This is a genomic window from Sphingopyxis sp. (genome assembly GCF_019459305.1).
Lineage (GTDB): Bacteria > Pseudomonadota > Alphaproteobacteria > Sphingomonadales > Sphingomonadaceae > Sphingopyxis.
Window position 1 is genome coordinate 17,971 of sequence record NZ_JAIBES010000028.1, and the last position, 26,677, is coordinate 44,647.

A 26,677-nucleotide genomic window follows, 5' to 3' on the forward strand; every position below is an offset into this window, starting at 1 on the left:
GATCGTCGCAGAGCCGCCGATCTTTCACGACCGAAAGTTGCGCGCCTGAAGCCCGTATTTGGCAAGCTTATCGTACAAGGTTTTGCGGGGAATATGCAGATTTCGCTGAACTTCGGCGACGCTTCCGCCAGTACGTCGCATCGCATCTTCGAGAAGCGTTCGCTCGAAGTTTGCGACGAGAGCATGAAGACTTGCCCCCTTCGCACCCTGCGCCGCGGGTTGCGCTAGGCGCGTAAGTCCGAGCACGAAATTCTGCGCAAATGTTCGCAATTCGCGCAGATTGCCGGGCCAGTCGTGGCTGACGAGATGGTGCCACTCGATCTCGGTGAGCTCAGCAGCTGATCTTTCGAGACTGCGTTCAAATTCTGCCACGAACATGCGGAACAGTCCTGGTATGTCGTCACGCCTCTCGACGAGGCGGGGCAATGTGACGGTTATGCCGCTCAGCCGGTCTTCCAGCCCGCGATCGCGGGCCGGAACGTCATCGTCTTCCGCACGGCGTGCTGTCGTGGTCCCGATTATCCGGATATCGACATTCCGGGGGCGGTCGGCACCAAGGGCGATGAAATTCCGGTGATCAACAAGACTGACCAGACGCGGCCGGTCGCGTGCGGGAATATTTTCCACGGCTTCGATGACCAGCGTCCCGCCACTCGCCCGCTCGATTATCCCCGATCGCGACAGCGCAACTGACGGATCGCGGCCATAGACCAGGACATTGGCTTCCTCGTTGGCGAACACGCCGGGATCGAGGACGACGAACGGACGATTCCGGCGCGGGCTGAGATCATGCACCAGGCGTGCGACATGACTCTTGCCGGTGCCCGGCGCACCGCTGACCAGCAGGTCGGCATCGGTCTGCGCCACTTCGCGCACGATCCGCTCAGTGCGGCTTGCGACGGCGGACGATCCCATCCAGCCCGCGCGTGTGCTGCCTTCGAGTTGCGAGCGCAGGCGGCGGTTCTCCAGCAACAGCTTGCGCCGGTCGGCTGCCTGGCGCACCGACCGGGCGAGCCGCTCGATCGCATAGGGTTTGGTGAAGAAGTCCGCCGCGCCTTCCTTCATGGAATTGACGGCCATCGACACGTCGCCGTGCGCGGTGGTGAAGATCATGGGGATATCGGGGTCGATTTGGCGAATCCGGGCAAAGAATTCGATGCCGTCGAGGACAGGCAGGCGAACGTCGCTGATCACAACGCCATCAAAGTCGGCATTGATCTCGCACAAGGCGGCCGTCGCGGCCGGAAACGCCGCCACGGCAAACCCCTCCAGCTGAAGTGCCTGGACCGTGCCCGCCCGCAGACTTTCGTCATCCTCGACGAAGATGACCGATATGCCACCTTCGATCATTTTGTCTGGGGAATGATCATGGTGAAACAGGTCCGCATGGCGTCGGGTTCGAAAACGAGGTCACCGCCCAGATCGCGCATGATGTCGCGCGAAATGACCAAACCGAGCCCAAGACCGTCCGGCTTCGTGGTGGCAAAGGGCTGAAATAGCTGGGCGACCTCGTGGGCGCCAATACCGGGGCCGCTATCGCACAGGCGCACGCGGATTTCGTTTTCGTTGCGGATCACCTCGATAGTAACCGCGCCGGCTTCGCCGACGGCATCAAGTGCGTTCTGGAGCAGATTGACCAGCACCTGTTCCAGACGCACGTGCTCGGCAGCAACGGCTATATCGAGATCATCCGCCGACGGCATCTGCAGCGCCACGCCCATCGACACGATCCGATCGCGGAGCAGAAGGAGTGCCCCATCGACGATCTCGCCGATTCTGACCAGGCGCCGGGGGCCGGGCTGGCGGCGGCTGAATCGCCGCAGCTCCCCCGTAATCAAGCCGAGCCGATCCGCCAGGCCTACAATCTCTCGGAAATTTGCCGACGCCTCTTCGGCGCGTCCGCGCGCAATCAGCTTCTCGCCATTCTCTGCAAACACCCGCATGGCCGCAACGGGTTGCCCTATTTCGTGGCCGACTCCCGCCGAAATCTGGCCCAGTGTTGCGAGGCGGTTCGCCTGGGACAGTTGGTCGCGCAGGGTGCGCGTGCGCTGGGCGACCATCTCCTCCTGAAAAGCCTGTCGTCGCCGCCGCACGAAGAACAAGGCGAACGCGAGCGCGATCGTGCTGGCCAGTGCCAGCGCCACGGCTAACCTGCCGCTAGCGATCGCGGCTGCTGCGCGCGGCCCCGGGTCGACCAGCAGGTGCAGTATCCATCCATCGGGCGAGATCGGCTGCAAGGTGTCGAACAGCGGCGCTTCGACGATCGCCCGCTCCCCTCCGCCGCGAGCCCGCATGATCGCCAGCGGCTCCAGTCTGGCCAAGCCGAAGCGTTGCTCGTCCTGCACAGCGTCGCGTGCGCGGGCGACGCCTTCTCCGGTCAGCCGGAACCGCCACCCTGCGTCGGTCGCCAGTAGCACAACGCCGGTCGCATCGGTGACGTAGACGCCGTCGGTAGTCTTGCGCCAGCTTGCCTCGAGCGCATCGAACTCGATCTTGACGGCCACGACGCCCTGCGGGCTGGCCGCCGAACCGGCTCTGTGCGCGATATACAGCCCCGGCCGGCGGCTGACTGTGCCAAGCGCAAACTCGGTCGAGGTTCCTGCGTTCAGGGCCTGCCGGAAATAGCGGCGGAAGGCGTAGTTCGACCCCACAAAACTGGCAGGCTGTTTCCAGTTACTCGCCGCAAGGGTGAGGCCGTCCTTGTCCATGACGTAGATGGCCGCGGCACCCGATTGGTGGGCGAGGTTCTCCAGCCGGGTATCAAGCTGCCTGGTCTGGCTGGCATCGCCCTCGAGCAGCTGGCGCACTTGCAGGTCTCCTGCCAGCGTGATCGGCAGCAGGCTGACCTTGTCGAGTTCGCTTCTGAGACCGGCGGCGAGAATCGCCGCATCGTCGCGCGCAACCTCTTTTTCTTGGGTGAGCGCGCGCGCGTACATCACCCGGTCGACGGACAGAACTAATCCGGCCAGCAGGACGATGGCGACCACCGCTGGCAGAATCAGGCGACGGCGATCGCGAACCATAATATCTGCCCAGCCAGCCATCCACGCATTGTGCGGCTTTCCGCACAATGTGCAACCTGATTGTGTGGAAAGCCGCACGAATCTGACCGGGAATTTTAATTAAATCATTGAATATAAATTATAATTGAAATTCGACGTCCAGCGTTTCACGCAGTTCGATCGCTATTTATAGTGCCCGTAAGGCAAAACTGCCGTGGGAGAGGATCGGCGATGGGGTTGGCAGCGGCCACTGGCGATACGAGCGCGCCCGCTCGCAAATTGCCATTCTACCGGCATCTCTATGTCCAGGTGTTGAGCGCGATCGCGCTTGGGGCGCTGGTGGGACATTTGTTTCCCGCCTTCGGCGCCTCGCTGAAGCCTCTCGGCGACGGCTTCATCGGGCTGGTCAAGATGATCATCGCCCCGGTGATCTTCCTGACGGTTGCGACCGGCATCGCCGGAATGAAGGACATGACGGCGGTCGGCAGTGTCGCCGGCAAGGCGTTCGTCTATTTCCTGTTCTTCTCCACCCTTGCACTGGTCATCGGGCTGGTCGTCGCCAACGTGGTGCAGCCGGGTGCGGGCCTGAACATCGATCCCGCGTCGCTCGATACTACGGCCGTCGCGGCATATGCAGAGACTGCCGAAAAACAGACCATTTCGGCCTTCCTGCTGGGCATGATTCCCACGACGCTGTTCAGCGCTTTGACGAGTGGATCGATTCTCCAGGTGCTGCTGGTCGCGATCCTGACCGGTGTCGCAATCGCCACGACGAGACCGCACAGCGACCTCGTGCTCGACGTGATGGGGTCCTTCAATCAGGTCATCTTCAAACTCGTCCACATGCTGATGAAGCTTGCCCCGATCGGCGCATTCGGGGCGATAGCCTTCACCATCGGCGAATTCGGAATCGGTTCGCTGGCCAGCCTCGCTGCGCTGATCGCGACATTCTACCTCACTTCACTGCTGTTCGTGCTCGTGGTGCTCGGTCTCGTCGCAAGGCTGGCAGGCTTCACCATCATTGGTCTGATCAAATATCTGCGCGAGGAGCTGCTGCTCGTTCTCGGTACCTCCTCGTCCGAGGCCGCGTTGCCTAGCCTGATGGAGAAAATGGAGATTGCCGGTTGCCGCAAGACGGTGGTCGGACTGGTGGTGCCGACCGGTTATTCCTTCAATCTGGATGGCACCAACATCTACATGACGCTCGCTGCACTGTTCATTGCGCAGGCCGTGGGCATCGATCTGTCCTTGGGCGAGCAATTGACCCTGGTGCTGGTTGCGATGGTCAGCTCAAAGGGTGCGGCAGGTGTCACCGGGGCGGGCTTCGTCATCCTCGCTGCAACGCTGTCGGTAGTCCCCTCGGTTCCGGTGGCCGGCATGGCCCTGATCCTGGGCATCGACCGGTTCATGAGCGAGTGCCGCGCACTCACCAATTTTATCGGCAATGCAGTCGCCACGATCGTGGTCGCCAAGTGGGAGAACGCGCTCGACACCCAGCGCCTCGCCGCCGCGATGGCGGGTAGCCCGATGCCGCTTCCGGAAGCTGACATCGAACATCACGAACGGACCGGGCCCTATAGCGAAGGCATGGCGGCGGCGATCGGAGAGACGCCATGATCGCCCGCCGTACGCTGATCTGGGGCGCCGCCACGCTGCTCGCCGCATCGACCGTGCTGGGCAGCGCTGCGCTGAGGGCGCAGGATTTCGAGGAAATCCCCCTGTGGCCAGGCAAGCCGCCGGGCAAAGGCGACGTAAGCGGACCGGAGCTGATTGGAAGCAAAGGTGCAGGCTTTGGCGCGGTGTCCAATGTTTCCAACCCGCGCTTGCGGGTCTATCGCCCCAACCACGCCAATGGCCGGGCGGTGCTGGTCATCGGCGGGGGCGGGTATTTTCGCATCCAGCTTTGGAAGGAAAGCACACCCGCGGCGCGATGGCTGCAGCTCAACGGCTACACCGTTTTCGAGCTCATCCACCGCCTTCCGGGCGATGGGTGGGAAGCTGCAGCCCCGTTTATGGATGCGCAGCGCGCGATGAAGATCGTTCGCCATCGTGCCGACGAGTTCGGCATCCGCCCCGACCGCATCGGTATCCTGGGGTTTTCCGCTGGCGGGCATCTGGCTGGCTATACCGCGCTGAAGCCCGACCAGGCATTCTACGCGGGGAACGACAAGTTCGAAACGGAGTCCGCGCGGCCCGACTTCGCCGTGCTGCTTTTCCCGGTGGTCACGCTGCGCAAGCCTTACGACACGACCCGCACCAGGCGCGAGATCGTCGGCCGCGAGCCGAGCCTCGCCGCACAGGAACAGTGGTCGCTCGACACGCACGCGTCGAAGGATGCACCGCCGATGATCTTGTTTTCCTCGGCCGACGACCAGACGACGCCCCCCGGCCATAACATCGCGCTGTTCGAGGCGCTCAACCGGGTGGGCGCGACTGTCGAGATGCACATCTTTTCAGCCGGAGGCCACGGATGGGGTCTCGGCACGTCTGACCAGACCCTGAGCCAATGGCCGACGCTGTTCACCGCCTGGCTCGATACGCAAATTACCCAGCCAATTACCCAAAAGAAATGATCGGGAGGATCACCAACATGCGCATCACCGCAACCATTGTCAGACTGGCGCTTCTGGGCGGCACGAGCCTGCTCGCTACTTCCATCGCTTCGGCTCAGGATCAGGCCTCGGCCGGGTCTCGGCCAGGTGCGGCGGACGTGACCGCTTCAGCCCCCGTAGCAGAACCGGAGATCGTCGTTACCGGAACGCAAATCCAGGGCGCGCAGATCAACGACGTGCTGCCCGTGACCGTGATCGACGAACAGTCGATCGAGAACAGCGGCGCATCGTCGGGCGATGAGATGTTCCGCGCCATCCCGCAGGCAGGGACCGTCGCCTTCAACGAGCAGAACGCGACGACCCAGAACAATGTGCGCGGCGATGTCGGCTCGATCAATCTGCGCGACCTGGGTACCGGCAACACGCTCTTGCTGATCAATGGCCGCCGCATGAACCTGCACCCCGGCTTCCAGACCGAACTGCTTGTGCCGGTCGTCTCTCCCGACACCAACGAGATCGCGCCCGGGAGCGTCAGGCGGATCGAGGTCCTGCGCGATGGCGCGTCGGCCCTTTATGGCGCCGATGCCGTGGCGGGTGTGGTTAATACGGTCCTTAGAGGTGGTATGAAAGGCGGCTTCATCGAAGGCGACTACCGCATGTCCGACGGGACGAGCCTGTACAGCTATACGTTGACCGGCGGCTATGGGTTCGACTTCGGCGGCGGTCGCGGCAATCTTACCGTGTACGGCAGCTACTTCCACGAAAACGGCCTTCCCGTCACCGGGCGCGATTACGCGCGGGACGACAATCGCCTGCCATTGGTCGAGGGGACCGATTTCGAGGGCGAAGCTTCGTTCAACAACCGGAATACATTTGGCCCGTTCGGGCAGTTCGATATCCAGGCGCCTTCCAACCGCACGCCGATCGCCGACGACGACTTCTACCTCCAGCCGAGCACGTTCGCCGGCTGTCGCCTCCAATTCGGCGGTGGCATCTGTGCCCGCAACGGTACCACGCCGGTCGCTGACGTTCGTTACAACACGATATTCGGTAACAGCCTGATCAGCAAAAAGGATCGCTACAATGCGATGGCGCTGCTCAGCTACGAGCTGACCGATAATATCGAGGCCTATTTCGAGGGAAGCTATTATCGGTCGGAAAGTGTGCGGAATTTCGATCCGTCGGCAATCCTCAGCGCGGTCCCCGTGGGTATCTCGCGCAACGCCTATTACAACCCGTTCGGCCCCATCACGCGAAACGGCCAGCCGAACCCACAGCGTTTGCCGGGCACGACGATTGCGGCCGATGGCGCCGACCTGATCATGGAACGGTACCGCTTCGTCGATGTCGGTAACCGGATCATCGATGTCGAGAAGGAAAGTTACCGGCTCGTCGCCGGATTGCGCGGCAACTTCGGCGCGTGGGACTTCGACACGGGCTTCGTCTATTCAGAAGCCGACACGGTCGACCTGGAACGCAACCGGGTTTCGCTCACGGCCATGCAGCGGCAGATCAACCTGACCACGCCCGATGCATATAATCCGTTCAATGGCGGCTGTCTCGACGATCCGGGCCTCGGTGATTGCACGCCCAACCCGGCCGCATCGATCGAGCCGTTCAGGATCGACGTATTCCGCAAGGGCGGCACGAGCCTGGCGCTCGCCGACTTCAAGATCAGCCGCGATGACCTGTTCACCCTTCCAGGCGGCAATATCGGCATTGCCGCCGGCGTGGAGTGGCGGCGTGAGACCTTCTACGACGACCGCGATCCGCGGCTCGACGGGACCATCACCTTCACCGACAGCGTGACCGGCGTATTCAACGGCAGCGACGTCGCCGGCACCAGTGAGTCCCCGGACACCGACGGCGTCCGCAACGTCTATTCGGCGTTCACCGAGCTGTTCGTTCCCCTGGTCAGCCCGGAGATGGACATTCCGCTGGTCGAGGCGTTCAATGTCCAGCTTGCTGGCCGGATCGAGCGTTTCGCCGATATCAGCGCAACCGCCAAGGTGCCGCGGATCGCGGCATCGTGGACGACCATCCCGGGCGTTACGCTCCGCGGCGCCTGGTCACAGGGTTTCCGCGCACCGAACCTGGTGCAGGTGAACGACGACGGCACCACGCGGTCGAACACCCGCGACGACTTCGTGGTCTGCCAGGCGCAGGTCGAGAAGGGCATTATCGACAGCCTCGCGGCTTGCCCCGGCGCGGGCGTGATCAGCTTTCGCTCGGGCGCACGCAACCTGCGGCCGGAAGACAGCGAAAGCATCAATCTTGGCATCGTGCTAGAGCCGGGGTTCCTGCCCGGCCTTACGGTCACGGCGGACTATTGGCGGGTCAAGCAGACTGGCCTCGTCGGCACGTTCGGCGATGACAACGCCATCGCGCTCGACCTGCTGCGCCGTCTGGCCGGGAGCACCAACCCCAATGTCATCCGCGAGGCGCCGACAGCCGACGACATCGCCCTGTTTGCCGGAACCGGCCTGGCCCCGGCTGGCCGGATCGAACGCGTGATCGACCCTTACGTCAACCTCGACAGCCGCGTTTCGAAGGGGTGGGATTTCGGGCTTGTCTATCGCGTGCCCGACTTCGGGGCCGGCGACTTCCGGATCCGGCTGAACGCCGCACGGCTCGACAGCTTCGTCCAGAGCGCCGGTTCCGACGGACAGGAAATCGTCGATGCGATTGCGGCTGGGACGCTGCCGCTCGACGTCACCGTCGGCGGGCTTGGCGAACTCCTCGAGGTGGACGGTCGGCCCAAATGGCGCGCCAGCGGCTCGATCAACTGGGAAAAGGGACCGGTCTCGGTTGGCCTGTTCGGCAGCTATGTCGGCAAGTTCTACGACACGAGCGTGGTTCGCGACATCCTGATCGTATCGGACGATCCCAACGCCAACTTCTTCCCCGTTGATGACGTCTTCACGATGAACGCGTCGGTCGCCTATACAATCAACAACGACACCGCGCTCGACGGAACCCGGCTGCGGTTCGCGATCAACAACCTGTTCGATACCGACCCGCCGCTCGCCGACGAGACCTATGGCTTCTACAGCGACCTGCACAGTGCGCGCGGCCGCCAGTTCGCCATTGAAATCAGGAAGAAGTTCTGACGCTGTGCGATTGCACCGGGTCCGGCTGTCGTTTGGCGGCGCGCTCCTCACCCTCGGGGCGTGCGCGCAGGTACTGTCTCTCGACACCGGGACCGGTGCAGCTTTTTCGGGCTGCTCCAGCGCATGAGATCTTCTACTCGCTCACCGAGGCCCGGATCCTGATCGAAGCCTGGCGGCGGCATTCCAACACGGTTCGGCTGCGCAGCTCGCTGGGATGTCGACCACGGGCGCCGGAGGCCGGTTTCCTCGCCAGTTTTCCCCTCGGGTTCCGCTTCGCTCCACCTGCGGCCCACACTGGCAGGGGGGTTTCAACGCACTAGCAACCCACCGGGACCACTCGGTAGGGGCTGGTCATCCGAGCATAACGAACTGACCGTATCGTTGCGCCCCTCGCGACGGTCGACGAGATCGCAAGCTCCGGTCGCGCAACTCGCGAAGCGGTGCGGGGTCAACCCGAGGACTGTGATCAAATGGCGAGGTAGGCAGTCGGTCGAGGGCATGCCCACAGGGCATAGTCTTCGCCGACAAGACATTGGACGGGCATTTCGATTTGACGTTAATAGTTACGCGCTCCGGCATGAGCGCGGCACGGGGGAATCGATGATATTGAGCAAGGCGATTGTCGCACTGGGCCTGCTGGCGGCGGCATCCGCCGCGCCCCCGGCCGAGCGCGCCCGCGAAGCCGGCGTGGTTATCGGCGTCCTTCCTCCCGGCCCACTCAATGCCATCACTGATGTTGACGGGGTCGAGGTTGGCCACGTCACGATCGACGAAGGCAAAAACGTCCATACCGGCGTCACCGCAATCCTGCCGCACGGCGGCAACGTCTTTCGCTCGCGTGTTCCCGCCGGTTTTGTCGCCTTTAATGCGTTCGGGAAGTTTGCCGGCTCGACGCAGGTCGTCGAACTCGGTGAGATCGAGACGCCTATCCTGCTGACCAACACGCTCAATGTCCCCGAAGCCGCGGCTGGCGCAGTCGAATGGACGCTGACTCAGCCGGGCAATGAGGCGGTCCGATCGGTCAACGCCGTCGTCGGCGAAACGAACGACGGTGTCCTCAACGACATCCGCCGCCGCCGCGTCACCGTCGCCGATGCCCGGCGCGCGATCGAAGTGGCGAAAGGCGGCGCGGTCGAGGAAGGCTCAGTCGGCGCGGGTACCGGAACGGTGGCCTTCGGTTTTAAAGGTGGGATCGGCACCGCGTCGCGCAGGCTACCCAGTTCGCAAGGCGGTTGGACGCTTGGGGTGTTGGTCCAGAGCAACTACGGCGGTGTCCTCAACATTGCCGGGGTGCCGGTCGGTATCAAACTGGGTCGCCACGCTTTCGCCGAGCGCGGCGATCGTGACACCGCAGATGGCTCGGTCGTCGTGGTGATCGCCACCGACGCGCCGCTGTCCGATCGCAACCTGCGCCGTATAGCCGAGCGGGCGTTCATCGGGATCGGCCGGACGGGATCGTCCTTTTCCAACGGATCGGGCGACTATGCGATTGCCTTTTCGACCAGCACCGCGGTGCGCCGCGAGGAAGGAAGTGCGCCGACCGCGCAAGTTGCCGATCTGCGCAACGAGGCGCTTTCGCCGCTGTTTCAGGCTGTCGCCGAAGCGACCGAGGAAGCGGTCGTCAACTCGCTGTTCGCCGGAACAACCGTCGAGGGGCATCGCGGCACCATCGAGCGGCTGCCGGTCGAAACGATATTGCCCTGGCTGGTCGCCGGCGAAAAATAACGGCCCAACCGACCTGAGGTTACAATTCTCCCGAATCTGGTCAGGACACCTTGGCCGCGCGCAGCAGGCGACCGGGAGCGCCCACACGCTCACCGCCTTCAAAGGCGACCCGTCCGTTCACCATGACCATGTCAAATCCTTGTGCCTGGGCAAAGGGGTCGAGGTAAGTCGAGCGCGCTTTCACGCGGTCGGGAGCGAACAGGATGAGGTCGGCCTTCATGCCCGGTCTCATCGTTCCGCGATCGGGGAGTCGCAGGATTTGCGCCGGGAGCGCAGTCGCCTTGCGGACGGCCTTCTCGATCGGGAGCCGACCCTCGTTCACGACATATTGTTCGATGAGTTTGGCATAGGTTCCGGTGGCTCGCGGGTGGCGCATTCCCGGACCCCCGTCGGTCGAGATCGCGACATCGGCATCGAGTACGAGCATCTCTTGTAGCGCGTCGTCCATGGTGAAATGCGCGCCAGAGGCGCCGCCCGGACCGATCTTGATCAGGAAATCGGCATAATGGAGCCCTGCTTCGTCCGCGGCTTGAGCCAATGTTTTTCCGGCAAAAGGCGCGGTGCCGATCAGGAGCGCCGCTGGCCCGCCGCGCCGGGTCATGCGCGCGATCAGATGATCGCGCAGCTCCTGCCGTCGGCCTGCGACGATGGCGCGGTAGTCGCTGGGCGGCAAAGCCCATTCGGGGAAGAGCAGCGCAATCCCGGTATAGCCAGCGCTGTACGGATAGGCGTCCGCGGTCAGATCGATACCGGCACGGCGTTTGGCGGCAATATAGTCGAGCAGCTGGCGGGCACGGGCTTCGCCTTTGCCAAACACTATTTTCAGGTGCGAGATGTGGGGCCGACCGGGGCGCGCAGACGCAATCAGTTCCTCGATCGAGGCCTCGATCTCGTCGTCATTTTCGGACCGCATGTGGCTCATGACCACGCCGTCGTGGCGCGCGACGGTTTGGGCGAGGCTGGCGAGTTCGGCGCTTTCGGCATAAATGCCCGGAACATATTCCAGCCCGTAAGAGATCCCGAAGGCGCCAGCGGTCAGCTCCCGGTCAAGCTGCGCCGCCATCCGAGCGAGCGCGGCATCGTCAGGCTGGCGCATCGCGTCCGGGATGCCAGCGGCGCGGCGCAGCGTGCCGTGGCTTGCGAGCGCGGCGACATTCAGCGGCAGCGCGGCGCGATCCGCGGCCGAGAGCCAGGTTCGCAGGTCCAGATCGTCCCCGATGCGGGGGCCGCTGCCGTCCACCCCCAGCAAAATGGTGGTCACCCCCATGGCGAGGAAGGCATCATAGGATTGTTCCAGCGGATCGCCATGCGTGTGGGTGTCGATAAATCCGGGTGCAAGGACGCGTCCTTCTCCCGGTACAAGGCGCGCGCCATCGGGGACCGACCCGCCCGGCGGCAAAATAGTAGCAACACGTTCACCGACAACGGTGACGTCGGCGCGGCGAGGCAGACTCCCGGTCCCATCGACCAACAGGACATCGCGAAAATAGGTTGATGCGTCGCCCTGGGCAGCGGCCAGCATCGGCAGGGTTGCCAGCGTGGTTAAGGCAACAGCGCCGCCAGCGAGCTGGCGACGCGTCAAGTCACGCGGCATATAAACCTCCCTTGTCCATAACGGCGGAAGGATGCCCAAATGGACAACGGAATGCAATTGTACGTGGATCCAACATTCTGCAGAGAATTTCGAAAAAGCACGAGTGGATACAGGCCTGTCACCGGTGTCGACTTTGGCGCACGGTTGACCTTTTTGCGGGGTCCGGTGCGGCCGTCATGCTGGCCCGGCTGGCTAGAGCCGAACGGTCGGACGTGGTGGAAAGGCGTCAGCCGTGCAGGCTCATCAGCGAATCCATCAGTCCGTCGTCGGCGCTCGAACAGACTCCCAGTACGAGCGCTTCTTCGAACCCCTCGGCGACCACATAGGCGTGGCCCATGGACGAATCGAGATAGATGCCCTGACCGGTCTTCAGCGCGACGGGGTCGTAAAATTCGGTGTGAATCTCGATCGCGCCTTCCAGCACATAGATGAATTCCTCGCCCTGATGGCGGACAAGCTCGCCGAACTCGCTCGCGCTGTGGGCGCGGATACGGGTGATGATCGGGATCATCCGTTTCTGGCGCAGGTCTGTACATAGATAGTGATAGTCGTAGTTGTCGGTGGTGACGCGCACGGCCTGGTCGATCGTCCCGACGCTGCGGCGGCCGGTGACGCGCGGCGCGCTGTCGCTCTCATCTTCGGCGAAGAGGTCCGCCATGCGGATGCTGAGTCGCTGGCTGAGCTGCTGCAGCTTGTCATAACTCAGCGTCAGCCGGTCATGCTCGACTTTTGACAGCGTCGAGACCGGGATGCCCGATTTCGCACTCATCTCCTTGAGCGTCCAGCCGTTTCGCGAGCGAATGCTCTTCATCACAGTGCCGAGTGTGGGTGGGGCCGCGCGAGCCGCCATCAATTTTTCCATTCCATGTTTGACAATTTTCTAATCAGGATCATTATGTCCCTATTGGGTTAACAGTTGTTGACCCTTGGTAAGACGTCGCGCGGCTTGCTGCAAGGTCAGACAGGGCGTGCCGAATAAAAGGGGAAAGTGATGCGTTTCATCCGCAAGGTGATGATCGGACTGGCGGCGCTCGCCGCGCTACCACTCGCGGCGCAGGGGCCGCTGCCCGCGCCGACGGCGAAGAAGGTGGAAACGGCCGCGGCGACCGCACCCGCGGCACCGACTAGCCCGGTGACGCTCGACGCCGCCGACCTTGAGGCGTGGATGGACGGCTATCTGCCCTACGCGCTCGAGCGCGCGCGCATCCCCGGTGCGGTCGTCGTCGTCGTGCGCGGCGATCAGGTCGTGCTGCAAAAGGGCTATGGCTTTGCCGATGTCGCTAATCGTGCGCCGGTGCTGCCCGAAACGACCATGTTCCGACCCGGCTCGGTGTCGAAACTGCTGACCTGGACCGCGGTGATGCAGCAGGTCGAGGCGGGCAAGATCGATCTCGACAAGGATGTGAACGCCTATCTCGATTTCAAGATTCCGGCCTATCAGGGCAAGCCGGTCACGATGCGCAACATCATGACGCATACTGCGGGTTTTGAAGAGTCCGTACGGCACCTGATCAGCAGCGACCCCAAGGCGGTGATGACGCTGAAGGAGCAGATGCCAATGGCGTTGCCGCAGCGCGTCTTTGCGCCGGGGACGACCCCCGCTTACTCCAATTACGCCACCGCGCTCGCGGGCTATATCGTCGAGCGCGTCAGCGGCGAGCCGTTCGACAATTATATCGAAAATCATATATTTACACCGCTTGGTATGACGCATTCGACCTTCCGCCAGCCGCTGCCAGCACGCCTCGCGCCGCATATGGCCAAGGGCTATCCCGACGTGACGCAAAAGGCGAAACCGTTCGAGATCGTCATCCCGGGACCGGCGGGAAGCCTGTCGGCGAGTGGCGCCGACATGGGTAAATTCATGATCGCGCATCTGAACGACGGGGCCGGGCTTCTGAAGCCCGAGACTGCAAAACAGATGCACGATTTCAAGGCGCCCGGCGTTGGCCCGCTCAACAGCATGGCACTTGGTTTCTACGAACAATGGGTCAACGGTCGGCGCGCGATCGCGCATGGCGGCGATACCGTCTGGTTCCACTCCTATCTGTGGCTGTTCCCCGAGGATGACATTGGCGTTTATGTGTCGATGAACAGCGCCGGGACGCAGGGCGATGCGGGGGCGGTGCGTAGCGCGCTGTTCCATAAATTTGCCGATCGTTACCTTCCGGGCGAAGACAAGGCGGGAACCGTAGACGCCAAGACCGCCGCCCAACATGCGCAGATGATGGTCGGCAATTATGTCAGCAGCCGCGGGTCGTTCACCAACTTCATGAGCCTGCTCGGGCTGTTGGGGCAGGCGACGATCTCGCTGACCGAAGACGGCAAGATCAGCTTCCCCGCGCTCGACGGCTTGGGTGCCGGCGCGCGCGACTGGGTCGAGGTCGAGCCGTTCGTGTGGCGCGACCGCGGCACGGGCGAGCGCCTCGCGGCCGAGGTCAAGGACGGCCGCGTCGTGCGCTTCAGCGTCGATGCCGGTTCGCCGTTCATGGTGTTCGAACCCGCGCCTGCCAGCGTCAATGCGGCGTGGCTTAATCCGGCGCTGATTGCGGCGCTCGGCATCGTGCTGCTCGCCGCGCTGGCGTGGCCGGTACGCGCGCTGGTACGGCGCAGCTTCAAGGCCGATTTCGCGCTCGAAGGTAAATCGCGTCGCGTCTATCGGCTATCGCGGGGGTTCGCCTGGCTGGTGCTGGCGGCGCTTGCGGGCTGGCTCGGCCTGATCGCCGCTTTCTCGGCCGATATAGGCAGCTTGGGCGGCCCGCTCGACTGGCTGATCCACCTGCTGCGTGTCCTGACCCCGGTGGCGTCTTTCGGCTTGCTAGCGACGGCGGGCTGGCACTTGTGGCTGACGATCAAGGACAAGCGTCGTTGGACGATGAAGCTCGGCGCGGTGCTGCTGGTGCTCGCGGCGCTGGTGCTGGTGTGGGCGACACTCGCCTTCAACCTCTATGGCTTTGGATTGGTTTATTGATGGCGACGCAAATGACGCAAGAACTGACGCTCGACCTGCGGGTCGAGCGTTTTGCCTACCACCAGCCGTTCCGCATTTCGGGGCATGTCTTCACCGAAACCGCGCTGCTGGTCGCCGAACTGTCCGACGGCACGCACGTCGGACGCGGCGAAGGGGCCGGGGTCTATTATCTGGGTGATGATATCGACCATATGCTGGCCGAAGCGACGCGCGTCCGCGACGCAATCGAGCGCGGCGCGGCGCGCGCGGATTTGCAGCAATTGCTGCCGCCGGGCGGCGCGCGCAATGCGCTCGACTGTGCCTATTGGGATCTGGAGGCGAAGCAGGCGGGACGGCCGGTGTGGGAGCTGGCGGGATTAAAGCCGCCGCGCGCGCTGCCTTCAACCTTGACGCTTGGCGCCGATAGTGCGGGCAATATGGCGAAGGCGGCGCTGGCGATCGATCCCGAGGCGCCGATCAAGGTCAAGCTGACCGGTGATCTGAGTGACGACATCGCCCGTGTTGTCGCGATCCGCACTGCGCGGCCGCATGCGTGGATCGGGGTCGATGCCAATCAGGGCTATGACATTGCCACGCTGGCGGAGCTGCTACCGGTGCTTGTCGATACCAGGGTTGCGCAGCTTGAACAGCCGCTGAAGCGCGGGCGCGAAGCTGATCTCGACGGACTGAAACGTCCTCTGCCCTTTGTCGCCGACGAAAGCGCGGTGACGCTCGCCGACACCGCGACGCTCGTCGGGCGCTTCGATGTGGTCAACATCAAGCTCGATAAATGCGGCGGGCTGACCGAGGGGCTGGCGATCGCGCGGCAGGCGCGGAAACTGGGGCTCGACGTGATGGTCGGCAACATGATGGGGACAAGCCTGTCGATGGCGCCGTCGTTCGTGCTGGGCCAGCTGTGCGATATCGTCGACCTCGACGGACCGACCTTCCTGGCGCGCGATCGGGTACCGTCCGTCGAATATCGGGGCGGGATGATTCATTGCCCGGCAGGAATTTGGGGATAGATGACAACTACATGTCCTAAATGGGTTGACAATTTTCTGATTAGGACAATAGTCGTCATACTGAAACTTAGCTGAGAGGGAGGCTGGAATGACCGGGTCATTCGCAGCAACGCGCCGTGCGATCATCGCGGGCGCGGTCGGCGCCGCCTTGTCTGCGCCGATGGTGAACAAGGGAAGCTATGCGATTGCCGCGGCGCCAGCGCGCGCCTATTCGCGCCGCGCGGTCGATCTGGTTGCCTCGTCGCTCGTCATCGACATGCTGGCGCCGCTCAAGATCACGCTGTCGGCCGACTATATCACCCACCGTTTGACCGATGCCGAGGCGGCCGAGTTCAAGGCTAGCGGCATCACCGGCTTTCACAACGCCTATGGTCTCGGCGGTCCCGATGCAAAAGAGCAGGCGCTGACCTTTCTCGCGGGTTGGCAGGGCTTTGCCGGGCGCAATAGCCATGTGTTCACGCTGGTCGATGGCGTTGCCGATCTCGACCGCGCCAAGGCTGATAAAAAATGCGCGGTCATCATGGGCATCCAGAATGCCGAGCATTTTGAGAAGATCGAGGATGTTGCGCTGTTCCGCCGCCTCGGCCTGCGCTGCGCGCAGCTAACGTACAACAGCCAGAATCTGATCGGATCGGGAAGCACCGAAAGGGTCGACGGCGGGATCAGCGATTATGGCGCCGCGATCATTGCCGAAATGGAAAAGCAGCACATGCTCGTCGATGTCTCGCATTGCGGCGACCAAACGACCTTGGACGCGATCGCGATCGCCAAGGGGCCGATCGCGATCACCCACAGCAACGTGCGCGCGCTGGTCGATCATCCGCGGGTCAAGAGAGACGCAGCGATCAAGGCGCTCGCGGCCAAGGGCGGGGTGATGGGGATAACCGGCGTTCGCATGTTCGTAAGCACCACCGATCCGACCAATGTCGGGCATATGGCCGACCATATCGACTATGTCGCCAAGCTGGTCGGGATAGATCATGTCGGGATCGGATCGGACGCCGATTTGCACGGCTACGATGACATGAAGCCCGACGAATATGCGCTGCTCAAGGGCGCCTACAAGGGCAGCTACGCCTTTCGCGACAAGATCGACATCGACGGTTTCGACCATCCTTTGAAGGTCTTTGACCTGACCGAGGAACTGATCCGCCGGGGATATTCAAACGACAACATCACCGCCGTGTTGGGGGGCAATTTCCGCCGCCTGCTGGCGCAAGTCTGGGGGTAAGACAATGAACAAGGGACTTTATTTCGCGGCAAGCATGGCCGCATTGATCGCCGCAATGCCAGCGCAGGCGCAGGAACCGGGTGCGGTTGAGGCGGCGGGCGAAATCGTCGTCACCGCGCAGAAACGCGTCCAGAATGTCCAGGACGTGCCGATCTCGATCGCCGTTGTGAATGGTGAAGAGCTGCAGCAACAGGGCTCGGCATCGCTGGTCGACTATGCGGGTTACGTCCCCGGCATGAATGTCAGCAACAGCGGCACGCCCGGTCAGACGACGATCACCCTGCGCGGTGTCGCGCCGCTGAACTCCAGCCAGACCGTCGGCATCTATCTCGACGACGCGCCGGTAGGCTCCAGCGCGATCTACAACCGCGCCGGGGCGTTCACGATTGACCTCATGCCCTATGACCTGGAACGGATCGAAGTGCTCAAGGGGCCGCAGGGCACGCTCTATGGCGCCAGCTCGATCGGCGGGCTGGTGAAATATGTCACCGTTCAGCCGAACACCAATGCATTCAGCGTCAAGGCGGGGGTCGAAGGCTTCGCGATCAAGGGCGGCGACGGGCTCGGCTGGGGCGCGCAGGTGATGGTCAATGTGCCGATCGTGCAGGACAAGCTGGCGGTCAGCGGCAGCTTTGCCTGGCGCAGCACCCCGGGCTGGGTCGACAGCGTCAACAATGCCGCGCTGAAGGATCAGAATGATTATGAGCAGCGCGGCGGCCGTGCGGCGCTGCTGTGGACCCCGACGCCTGAATTCAGCGTGAAGCTCGCCGGGATATGGCAGTCGCTCGATTCCGCCGGCAATGGTCTTTACGCCGCCGATCTGACCGGCGCGCGCCTCGGCGACGGACGTTCGTTTAACAATTTTGTTCCTGAATCCTACGATATCGATCTCGACTATTATTCGGCGACGCTCGATTATGATTTCGGCGCGGCGACGCTGACCTCGGCCACGACCTACAGCAAGACGCAGAGCGCGCAGCTGCAGGACGCGAGCTACGCCTTTGGCGTGCTCTTCCCGCTGCTCACCGGCGGCGCGGTGCCGCCGGGGATCACGCCCTTCTCGCTCGATCTCGGCCTGAAGAAATGGACGCAGGAAGTGCGGCTTGCTTCGCCAAGTGGCGGACGGTTCGAATGGCTGATCGGCGGCTTCTTCACCGACGAGACGACCAGCAACGCGCAGTTGGTCCGCTCGTTCGACATGGCGGGCAATCCGATCCCCGGTCTTGATCCGCTGGCGATCGTCGGCCTGCCCGCGACCTACAAGGAATATGCGATCTTCGGCAACGGCACCTTCAAGCTCAGCGAGCAGTTCGAAATCACCGGCGGCCTGCGCTGGGCGCGCAACAAGCAGACCTTCCGCCAGATCAGCTCGGGCGCGATCGTGCCGCAGGCCGACGATCCGGGCAAATCGGCCGAAAGCGTCTTCACTTACTCGATCAGCCCGCAATTCCACATCAATGATGACGCGATGCTCTATGCGCGCCTCGCAACCGGATATCGCCCGGGCGGACCGAACGTCATCGTCCCCAACGTCCCGCCGACGGTCGATGCCGACAGGATGAAAAACTATGAAATCGGGCTGAAGGCCGACTTTGCCGATCGGTTGGTTTCGGTCGATGTCGCGCTCTTCCTGATGGACTGGACCGACATCCAGGTCGTGCGTTCGTTCGGCGGCGTATCGGGCGGGGCGAACGGCGGCAAGGCGCGGAGCAAAGGGATCGAGGGCAGCTTTGCGCTGCGTCCGACCCCCGGCCTGACGATCAGCGCCACCGGCAGCTACACCGACGCCACGCTCAGCGAGGATGTGCCCGACATCAGCGGCGCCGATGGCGACCGCCTGCCCGCCGTACCGAAGTTCAGCGGCGCGCTCCGCGCCGATTATGAATTCGAACTGGGCGGGGGCAACAAGGGCAGTTTTGGCGCCGGTGTCCGCCACGCCAGCAACCGCCTGTCGCTGGTCGAAAGCGATCCGCTAGTTGCGACGGCCAAGCCTTACACATCGGTCGATCTCAACGCTTCGATCACCTTCAACGATCATTGGACATTGCGCGCCTATGCTCGCAACCTGCTCGACAATCAGGGTGAGATGGCGCGCTCGACCTTTGCCAACGGGCTCAATCAGCCGAGCTTCCTTGGCATTTCTCCGCTCCAGCCGCGCACGGTGGGTGTCGCACTCGACCTGGCCTTTTGAGCGGATTGGAGTTGGAAACGATGAACGCGCCCACCGGCAGGCTGGAGAGCAGCCTGACCCTGCCGCAGCCCTATCTGCTGTTCCTCGGCGACACGACCGAGGCGGGTTATGCCAAGACCGCCTTCGGTCTGGCCGACTGGGCGGCGGATCGCTGCGTTGGCGAGCTGGCGATCGGCGGCTGCACCGTCACCACCGGCCTGCCACCGATGTCGCCCGCAGAGGCGCGGGCGGCTGGGGCGCGGTCGCTGGTGATCGGAGTGGCCAACCAGGGCGGGGTGATTGGCGACAGCTGGATCGCCGCGCTGGTCGAGGCGATGGAGGCGGGACTCGACATCGTCAGCGGGCTGCACGTCCGGCTGGCGAGCCTGCCTGCGCTGGCCGAGGCGGCAAAGCGCACCGGCCAGCGGCTCATCGACGTGCGGACGCCGCCGCCGTCGATTCCGATCGGCAACGGCCGCAAGCGCAGCGGCAAACGATTGCTGACCGTCGGCACCGACTGTGCGCTCGGCAAGAAATATACTGCGCTGGCGCTGCATCGCGCGTTCGTCGAACGCGGCATCGATGCCGATTTTCGCGCCACTGGACAGACGGGCATCATGATTGCCGGCGGCGGGATGCCGATGGACGCGGTCGTTTCGGATTTCGAGGCAGGAGCGGCGGAAATCCTCAGCCCCGATGCGCCTGCTGACCATTGGGATTTGATCGAGGGGCAGGGGTCGATCTTCAACCCGGCTTATGCCGCGGTGTCGCTCGGTTTGCTGCACGGCAGCCAGCCCGATGTGTTTGTCGTGTGTCACGATCCGACGCGCAAGGTGATCCTGGGCATGGAGAGCTTTGCGCTGCCGTCGATCGAGGAGGTTATCGACCTGACGATCCGCCTCGGCAGCCGGACCAATCCGGCGATCCGCTGCGGCGGGGTCAGCCTGAACACGTCGAGCTATGACGCCGACGCCGCCGAAGCGCTGATGGCGGCGGAGCGCCAGCGGCTCAGCCTGCCGGTCACCGATCCGATCCGCGGCGGCGCATCGTTCGACGCGCTTGTCGAAAATATTCTCGCGTGAGCGTGGGCGAGACGGGGAGTAGGTCGAGCTGGTTCCAGCGCTTCCTGCTGCCCGGACTGGCGCTGAAAGCGGTGATCATCGGCGGCGGCTATGCCACTGGCCGCGAACTCGCCGAATATTTTGTGCCGTCGGGGCCGTGGGGCGGGCTGTCAGCGATGCTGATGGCTACCTTGATCTGGAGCGTCGTCGCGGCAATTACGTTCGCACTGGCGCGCAAGATGGGCGCCTATGACTATCGTGCGTTTTTTCAGGGGCTGCTTGGCCCGGGCTGGGTCGCGTTCGAGCTGGCCTATCTGATTTTTGTCATCCTGATCCTTGCCGTGTTCGGCGCCGCGGCCGGCGCGATCGGCGCCGCGACTTTTGGCTGGCCCGAACTCGCCGGTTCCATAGTGCTGGCGACCAGCATCGTCGCCTTCACGGCCTTCGGCACCCACACCGTCGAGACATTGTTCAAATATGCCTCGATGCTGATCTATGCGGTTTATGCGCTATTCCTGATATTCGCTCTAACCAGCTTCGGTGGCCTGATTGCCGAGGGTTTTGCCGAAGCGCCGCCGCCCTCTGGCAATTGGGTCGCGGGCGGATTGACCTATGCGAGTTATAACATCGTCGGCGCGGTGATCATCCTGCCGGTGCTGCGCCACCTGACCAGCCAGCGCGATGCAGTGCTGGCGGGGATCATCGCTGGTCCGCTGACGATGCTGCCCGCAATCCTGTTCTTTGTCGCGATGATGGCCTTCTATCCAGCTATCGGCGCTGAAACGCTGCCGTCCGATTTCCTGCTCCGCCAAATGGCGGTGCCGGGGTTCCACATTCTGTTCCAGCTGATGATCTTTGCCGCGTTGCTCGAAAGCGGGGTCGGCGCGATCCATGCGATCAACGAACGGGTGTCGGGGGTCGTCGAGACGCGAGGGCGTCCGCCGCTCGGCACCGGCGCGCGCGCCGCGATCGGCGGGGTCATATTGGTCGGGTGCATGTTCGTTGCGGCGCGCATCGGCCTGGTCGACCTGATCGCCAGCGGGTATCGCTTCCTCGCCTGGCTGTTCCTGATCGTCTTTGTCGCGCCGTTGCTGACCATCGGCGTCTGGCGCCTGCTGCGCCCCGCTCCCGTTCCAATGGAGACCGTCCCATGAAAGCCGTCCGCCTGCTTGCTCTCTCATTGATGCTGTCGGTTGCCGCACCCGCCTGGGCTGACCCGCCCAAGGACATTGTCGAAACGGTCGAAACCTTGCGCCAGAAGATCGGCGCGCCCGGCGTATCGATCGCGATCGTCGAGGATGGCGAGACCACGCTCTCGCGCGGCTGGGGCGTCCGCAAGCTCGGCGAGCGCGCGCCGGTCGATAAACAAACATTGTTCCAGACCGGATCGACCGGCAAGGCGATGACCGCGGCGGCGCTGGCGATCCTTGTCGACGAAGGCAAGATCGGGTGGGACGATCCCGTCATCAAGCATATGCCGTGGTTTCGCATGCACGACGCGTGGGTGACGCGCGAGATTACCATCCGCGACCTGCTCGTCCACCGCAGCGGTCTGGGGCTGGGGCAGGGCGATCTGATGTTCGTGCCGCGCACCAACCTCACGCGCAAGCAGACGGTCGAACGCGTCGCTTACCTCAAGCCGCAGACCAGTTTCCGCTCGGCTTATGCCTATGACAACATTCTCTACGCGGTCGCGGGCCAGTTGATCGAGGAGGTCACCGGCAAGACGTGGGAGGTGTTCATGCGCGATCGCCTCCTGCGCCCCGGCGGCATGAAAGACGGGACGACCGACAGCGAGGACCGTTTCCGCATTCCCAACCGCTCATGGCCGCACGCGCGGCTGTCGGGGCCGCTGCGCGGTCTCGGCCCGCAGCAGGCGCTGAACGAACGCGACGAGCTGGGCCGCAACGGTGCGCCGGCGGGCGGGCTGGCGCTCAGCGCCGACGACATGGCGGCGTGGCTCAAGATCCAGCTCGCTTATGGCGCGCTGCCCAACGGCAAGCGACTGTTCAGCGAAGAGCAGGCCAGAGAAATGTGGGCGCCGGTGACCCCGATGCCGATCACCCCGCTGCCCGACAGCCTGAAACCCGCGCAGCCCAACCAGCAGGCTTATGCGCTCGGCTGGCAGGTGCAGGATTATCGCGGCCACCGCATCGTCCAGCATAGCGGCGGGGTGTTCGGATCGATCACCCGCGTCGTGATGATCCCCGACAAAAATGTCGGTTTTGCGATCATGATGAACAGCGAGGACAGCGGGATGCTCCTCGGCCTCTACTACGACCTGCTCGACCATTATCTTGATCAACCCGATTATGGCTGGATCGACAAATGGGAAGATTGGTATCAATCGCGGCTCGCGGGCGGAGTGGAGTATCTGAAACAGACGCAGGCTGCTCCCGCAAAATCGGGACCGTCGCTGGCGCTTGTTGGCTATGCCGGGCGCTATCGAGATCCTTGGTACGGCGATGTCGTGATCGGGTCGGCAGCGACCGACCTGACGATCGACTTTACCTCGACCCCGCGCATGGCGGGACGGCTCAAACATTGGCAATATGACAGCTTCGTCACCGATTTCGATGACCCGGCGATCGAACCTGCTTATGTGACGTTCGCGCTCGATGCGGAGGGCAAGATCACCGGCGTGACGATGAAGGCGGTGAGCAAGATTGCCGATTTCAGCTGGGACTATCACGATCTCGACCTGAAACCGGTGGAGGACAAGAAGTGAAGCACCTCGCGATCCTGCTGGCCGCCACCGCGCTATCGGCGTGCTCGACCGGTGAGGAGGCGGTAAAGGCGCCCGATGCACCGCTGCACAGCCGGATGCTGGTGCTCGACACCCACCTCGACACCCCGCTGCATTTCGAGCGGCAGGGATGGAGCTTTGCCGACCGCCACAGCGCCACGGGCGATATGGTCCAGCTCGACATTCCGCGGATGAAGGATGGCAATCTCGATGGCGGCTTCTTCGTCATCTACACCGAGCAGGGCGCGCTCGACGCAAAAGGATATGCCGATGCCCTGGCGTTCGCCCGCGAGCGATCCGACCTGATCGACGCGACGATCACCAAGCATGGCGAGGCCATCGGTGCCGCGCGGACCGTCGCTGACGCGCGGACGCTGAGCAAGGCTGGCAAGCTCATCGCGTATAAGTCGATGGAAAACAGCTATCCACTTGGCGACGATGTCACGCTGCTCGCCGAGTTCCACCAAAAAGGCGTCCGCATGGCGGGGCCGGTGCATTCGAAGACCAACCAGTTCGCCGACAGCGCGACCGGCGAGGCGCGCTGGAGGGGCCTCAGCCCGCTCGGCAAGCAGTGGGTGGCCGAAATGAACCGGCTCGGCATCGTCATCGACGCCAGCCATGCGTCCGATGCCGCGTTCGATCAGCTGCTGGCGTTGTCGAAATTTCCGATCATCCTGTCGCATTCGAGCCTGCGCTCGGCCAACGATCATCCGCGCAACCTGGATGAGGGGCGGCTGAAAGCACTGGCGGTGAAGGGCGGCGCGATGTGTATCTCGACGATCTTCATGTCGGATATGAACATGACCCCGGCGCGCGGCGAATTGTTCGGCCAATATGAGCGTATCGGCACCTTGTCGCCCGCGCAGCAGGCCGAGCTCAATCACAAGTGGCGCGAACTCGACAAGACCGAGCCGCTGTGGGCGGCTGATTTCGAGCAATATATGGCAATGGTGCTGCGCGCGATCGAAGTCGGCGGCGTCGATCATATCTGCTTTGGCGCCGACTGGGACGGCGGCGGCGGGCTGGCCGGGATCGAGGATATTTCGGCGCTGCCGAAGGTTACCGAGCGCTTGAAGTCTGCGGGTTACTCCGACGTCGATATCGAAAAGATGTGGAGCGGCAATATCCTGAGGGTGCTGGCGGCGCAGCGCGGATAGCATTGCGATCCTGGGTTTGCGGCACTGCGGTTAAGCCTTTCGCACCCGCTTCCCGGGGAGACTGGACATTCGCCGCATCGCAATTTATATACCACCCGTTATGGAAATCGAAGCCGCCACCGTTTCAAAAGGTCGCCCGCGCGAGTTTTGCGTCGATGCCGCGCTGGCGGCGGCGCTGCGGGTCTTTTGGTCCAAGGGCTATGAGGGCGCGTCGATGGCTGACCTCACCGAAGCGATGGGGATCACCAAGCCCAGCCTTTACGCCGCGTTTGGCAACAAGGAGGCGCTGTTTAACAAGGCGCTCGACCTCTATGAGCGCGAAAAGACCGATTATATGCGCGCCGCGCTCGACGCGCCGACCGCGCGCGGGGTGGCCGAACGGCTGATGTACGGCGCGCTCGATATGTACAGCTGTCCCGAAAATCCCAACGGCTGCCTGGGGGTGATCAACTCGGTCGCGTGCGGCGCCGAAGCCGAGTGTATCCGCGAAGCCGTTGTGGCGCGCAGCGCGGCGGCGAAGCAGGCGATGCTTGAGCGTTTTACGCGCGCCAAGAACGAGGGTGATTTTCCGGACGATGTTGACCCGGCTGGCCTCGCGGCTTTCTTGACTGCGATGAACCAGGGCATGGCGGTGCAGGCGGGCGCGGGTGCGACGCGCGCCGAACTCGAGCGGCTGGTCGAAACCGGACTGAAGCTCTGGCCCGGGCGCTAGTAGAATAAGTTTACTGAACGGTACAGAATGCGCTTGACACGGCGCAGATACTTTGTGTACTCACCGGTACATAAACGGGCTCTCCCCCCGGACCGGCCACCGCGTGACACAGATCGCGCGGCGGCCGGAACCCTTGCATCCGCCAATCGACACCCGTTGCGGCACCGTCGATGCCGGGCCCATCTTTGCCATCGTTTACGCGGCTTTTACCACTTCTGGTGCATGACATCCCCCGATGTGTTTGGCTGGGGATAAATGATGGACAGCATGCGCGGACTGCTTTCGGGCAGCCACGACCAGGACGACGGGGCGATCGATCCGCCCGCGTCGGTCGGTGCCGACGAACGGCGGATGCAGGTGCGCGCCTATAATTACTGGGCGTCGCTGCTTTCCGATCGCGCTTATCCGTCGGTCGAAGACCTCGATCTGGAGCGCGCGGATTTCGGGTCTCATTCGGTGCTGCTCGACTTCACCGCCGGAGTCGATAATCCCGGTATCGCCTTTGTCGGCGACCGGCTGCGCGAAGAATCGCAGATCGACGAGGATGTCCATTACATCAGCCAGATTCCGGGCCGCTCGCTGCTGTCGCGGCTGACCGACCATTATCTTCAGATCATCGCCAACCGCGCCCCGATCGGCTTTGAGGCCGAGTTCGTCAACGATCGCGGCGTCACGATCATGTATCGTGGCATCTTGCTGCCCTTTTCGTCCGACGACGACACGATCGATTTTATCATGGGCGTGATCAACTGGAAAGAAGCGGCGCCAGCCGATCAGGCCGCCGAATTGTTGCTGTCGGTTGAACAGGCGCTGCGCAGCGCCGCGCCGCTGACCGCGCCGGTGCCGGTGTGGGCCGACGGTCCCGACAGCGAACATCTTGACGATGACGCCGATGGAGATGCGACCCCCGGCTTTGGCGCTTTGATCGACAAGAGCGACGTGCCCATCGTCGCCGCGCCCAATGCCGACGATGCGTATGTGAGCGACAGCGACCCCGGCGCCGACGCCGAACTCGCCGACTGGCTCGCGCTCGCGCGCGAAACCGCCGAGCGCGCGATTGCCGCCGACAGTCGCAGCCGCGGCGCGCTGTATCAGGCGGTCGCCAAAGCATGGGATTTCGCGCTGGTCGCAGAGCAGCAGCCCGGCGCCTTTGCTGCCCTGCTCGACGATGCCGGACTTGCGGTGCAGGACCGCGCCCCGATGACGCCGGTCGTAAAGCTGGTTTTCGGCGCGACTTACGACAAAACCCGCCTTGCCGAATATGCCTGTGTACTGGGCCATGCCAAGGATGAAGGCATCGGCCGCGGCGAACTCGCCGCTTATCTCGACCGCTATCCGGGCGGCCTGAAAGGCTTGGTCAAGGACGCGCGCGCGCGTCGTAAACCCGAGCGTGATACCGAGCCGAAAGCCGACGACAAACTCGCCGCTTTGCGCACCGCGCATCCGGCGATCATCCTCGAGCATGACGCCGGTGACGCCGAATTTGTCGTGCTGATCGCGCGCGCCATGCCGGGCGGGCATATCGGCATCGTCGCCAAAGCTGCTGATGATCCGGCGCTGATCGCCAAGCTGGCGCGCAAGGCGGTGCCGATTACCGGCGGCTAACGGCGCTTGCGCAACAGTCGATCCGAAACGTGAAATA

Annotated in this window: 18 protein-coding genes and 2 pseudogenes; 16 read left to right on the forward strand and 4 right to left on the reverse strand. The window is 63.4% G+C overall.

Features of this window, described 5'->3' with window-relative positions:
• Positions 1-24: 24 nt before the first annotated feature.
• Positions 25-1,350 (reverse strand): response regulator, encoded by a 1,326-nt coding sequence (locus K0M74_RS02950; RefSeq protein WP_293967764.1) that lies wholly within the window; start codon positions 1,348-1,350, stop codon positions 25-27.
• Complete coding sequence (locus K0M74_RS02955; protein ID WP_293967767.1) at positions 1,347-3,023, reverse strand: ATP-binding protein; 1,677 nt, start codon at positions 3,021-3,023, stop codon at positions 1,347-1,349. The genes K0M74_RS02950 and K0M74_RS02955 overlap by 4 nt, the downstream gene beginning before the upstream one ends.
• A 210-nt stretch (positions 3,024-3,233) precedes the next feature.
• Here K0M74_RS02955 and K0M74_RS02960 point away from each other — a divergent pair, with 210 nt between their 5' ends.
• The 6 genes and pseudogenes from K0M74_RS02960 to K0M74_RS02985 all read left to right on the forward strand — a co-directional run bounded on the left by K0M74_RS02960 (position 3,234) and on the right by K0M74_RS02985 (position 10,389).
• On the forward strand, positions 3,234-4,619 hold the full coding sequence (locus K0M74_RS02960) for a dicarboxylate/amino acid:cation symporter (RefSeq protein ID WP_293967770.1): 1,386 nt from the start codon (positions 3,234-3,236) through the stop codon (positions 4,617-4,619).
• Positions 4,616-5,575, forward strand: a complete 960-nt coding sequence (locus tag K0M74_RS02965; RefSeq protein WP_293967773.1) for an alpha/beta hydrolase — start codon at positions 4,616-4,618, stop codon at positions 5,573-5,575. Before K0M74_RS02960 ends, K0M74_RS02965 begins: the two co-directional genes overlap by 4 nt.
• A 137-nt stretch (positions 5,576-5,712) precedes the next feature.
• Positions 5,713-8,664, forward strand: a complete 2,952-nt coding sequence (locus K0M74_RS02970) for a TonB-dependent receptor (RefSeq protein ID WP_293967776.1) — start codon at positions 5,713-5,715, stop codon at positions 8,662-8,664.
• A gap of 125 nt (positions 8,665-8,789) precedes the next feature.
• Positions 8,790-8,903: pseudogene (locus tag K0M74_RS02975) on the forward strand (integrase core domain-containing protein); the annotation flags it as partial.
• Positions 8,904-9,033: 130 nt separating this feature from the next.
• A pseudogene (locus K0M74_RS02980) lies at positions 9,034-9,174 on the forward strand (IS481 family transposase); the annotation flags it as partial.
• A 90-nt stretch (positions 9,175-9,264) separates the two neighbouring features.
• Positions 9,265-10,389, forward strand: coding sequence for a P1 family peptidase (locus K0M74_RS02985; protein WP_293967779.1), 1,125 nt, complete (start codon positions 9,265-9,267; stop codon positions 10,387-10,389).
• Positions 10,390-10,429: 40 nt separating this feature from the next.
• Here the strand turns inward: K0M74_RS02985 and K0M74_RS02990 are convergent, their stop codons facing one another.
• Positions 10,430-11,983, reverse strand: a complete 1,554-nt coding sequence (locus K0M74_RS02990) for an amidohydrolase family protein (RefSeq protein ID WP_293967781.1) — start codon at positions 11,981-11,983, stop codon at positions 10,430-10,432.
• A gap of 226 nt (positions 11,984-12,209) precedes the next feature.
• Positions 12,210-12,794 (reverse strand): XRE family transcriptional regulator, encoded by a 585-nt coding sequence (locus K0M74_RS02995; RefSeq protein ID WP_293967783.1) that lies wholly within the window; start codon positions 12,792-12,794, stop codon positions 12,210-12,212.
• 180 nt (positions 12,795-12,974) lie between these two features.
• Between K0M74_RS02995 and K0M74_RS03000 the strand changes: the two genes are divergently transcribed.
• From K0M74_RS03000 to K0M74_RS03045, 10 genes are all read left to right on the forward strand, one after another.
• Positions 12,975-14,954, forward strand: coding sequence for a serine hydrolase (locus K0M74_RS03000; RefSeq protein WP_293967786.1), 1,980 nt, complete (start codon positions 12,975-12,977; stop codon positions 14,952-14,954).
• Positions 14,955-14,965: 11 nt separating this feature from the next.
• Complete coding sequence (locus K0M74_RS03005; protein ID WP_293967788.1) at positions 14,966-15,958, forward strand: dipeptide epimerase; 993 nt, start codon at positions 14,966-14,968, stop codon at positions 15,956-15,958.
• A gap of 88 nt (positions 15,959-16,046) precedes the next feature.
• Complete coding sequence (locus K0M74_RS03010; protein ID WP_293967791.1) at positions 16,047-17,189, forward strand: membrane dipeptidase; 1,143 nt, start codon at positions 16,047-16,049, stop codon at positions 17,187-17,189.
• 4 nt (positions 17,190-17,193) lie between these two features.
• A complete protein-coding gene (locus K0M74_RS03015) occupies positions 17,194-19,380 on the forward strand; it encodes a TonB-dependent receptor (RefSeq protein WP_293967795.1) in 2,187 nt (728 codons plus the stop codon).
• Between the two features lie 20 nt (positions 19,381-19,400).
• Positions 19,401-20,441: a DUF1611 domain-containing protein gene (locus K0M74_RS03020; RefSeq protein WP_293967798.1), complete on the forward strand. Its 1,041-nt coding sequence runs from the start codon at positions 19,401-19,403 to the stop codon at positions 20,439-20,441.
• Positions 20,438-21,574, forward strand: a complete 1,137-nt coding sequence (locus K0M74_RS03025; protein ID WP_293967800.1) for a hypothetical protein — start codon at positions 20,438-20,440, stop codon at positions 21,572-21,574. The genes K0M74_RS03020 and K0M74_RS03025 overlap by 4 nt, the downstream gene beginning before the upstream one ends.
• Entirely contained in the window at positions 21,571-23,148 is a 1,578-nt protein-coding gene (locus tag K0M74_RS03030) for a serine hydrolase (RefSeq protein WP_293967803.1), read from the forward strand. Before K0M74_RS03025 ends, K0M74_RS03030 begins: the two co-directional genes overlap by 4 nt.
• Complete coding sequence (locus tag K0M74_RS03035) at positions 23,145-24,323, forward strand: dipeptidase (RefSeq protein WP_293967806.1); 1,179 nt, start codon at positions 23,145-23,147, stop codon at positions 24,321-24,323. Before K0M74_RS03030 ends, K0M74_RS03035 begins: the two co-directional genes overlap by 4 nt.
• Before the next feature lie 100 nt (positions 24,324-24,423).
• Positions 24,424-25,035, forward strand: coding sequence for a TetR/AcrR family transcriptional regulator (locus tag K0M74_RS03040; protein WP_293967809.1), 612 nt, complete (start codon positions 24,424-24,426; stop codon positions 25,033-25,035).
• A gap of 258 nt (positions 25,036-25,293) precedes the next feature.
• Positions 25,294-26,640, forward strand: a complete 1,347-nt coding sequence (locus K0M74_RS03045) for a hypothetical protein (RefSeq protein ID WP_293967811.1) — start codon at positions 25,294-25,296, stop codon at positions 26,638-26,640.
• Positions 26,641-26,677 lie beyond the last annotated feature (37 nt).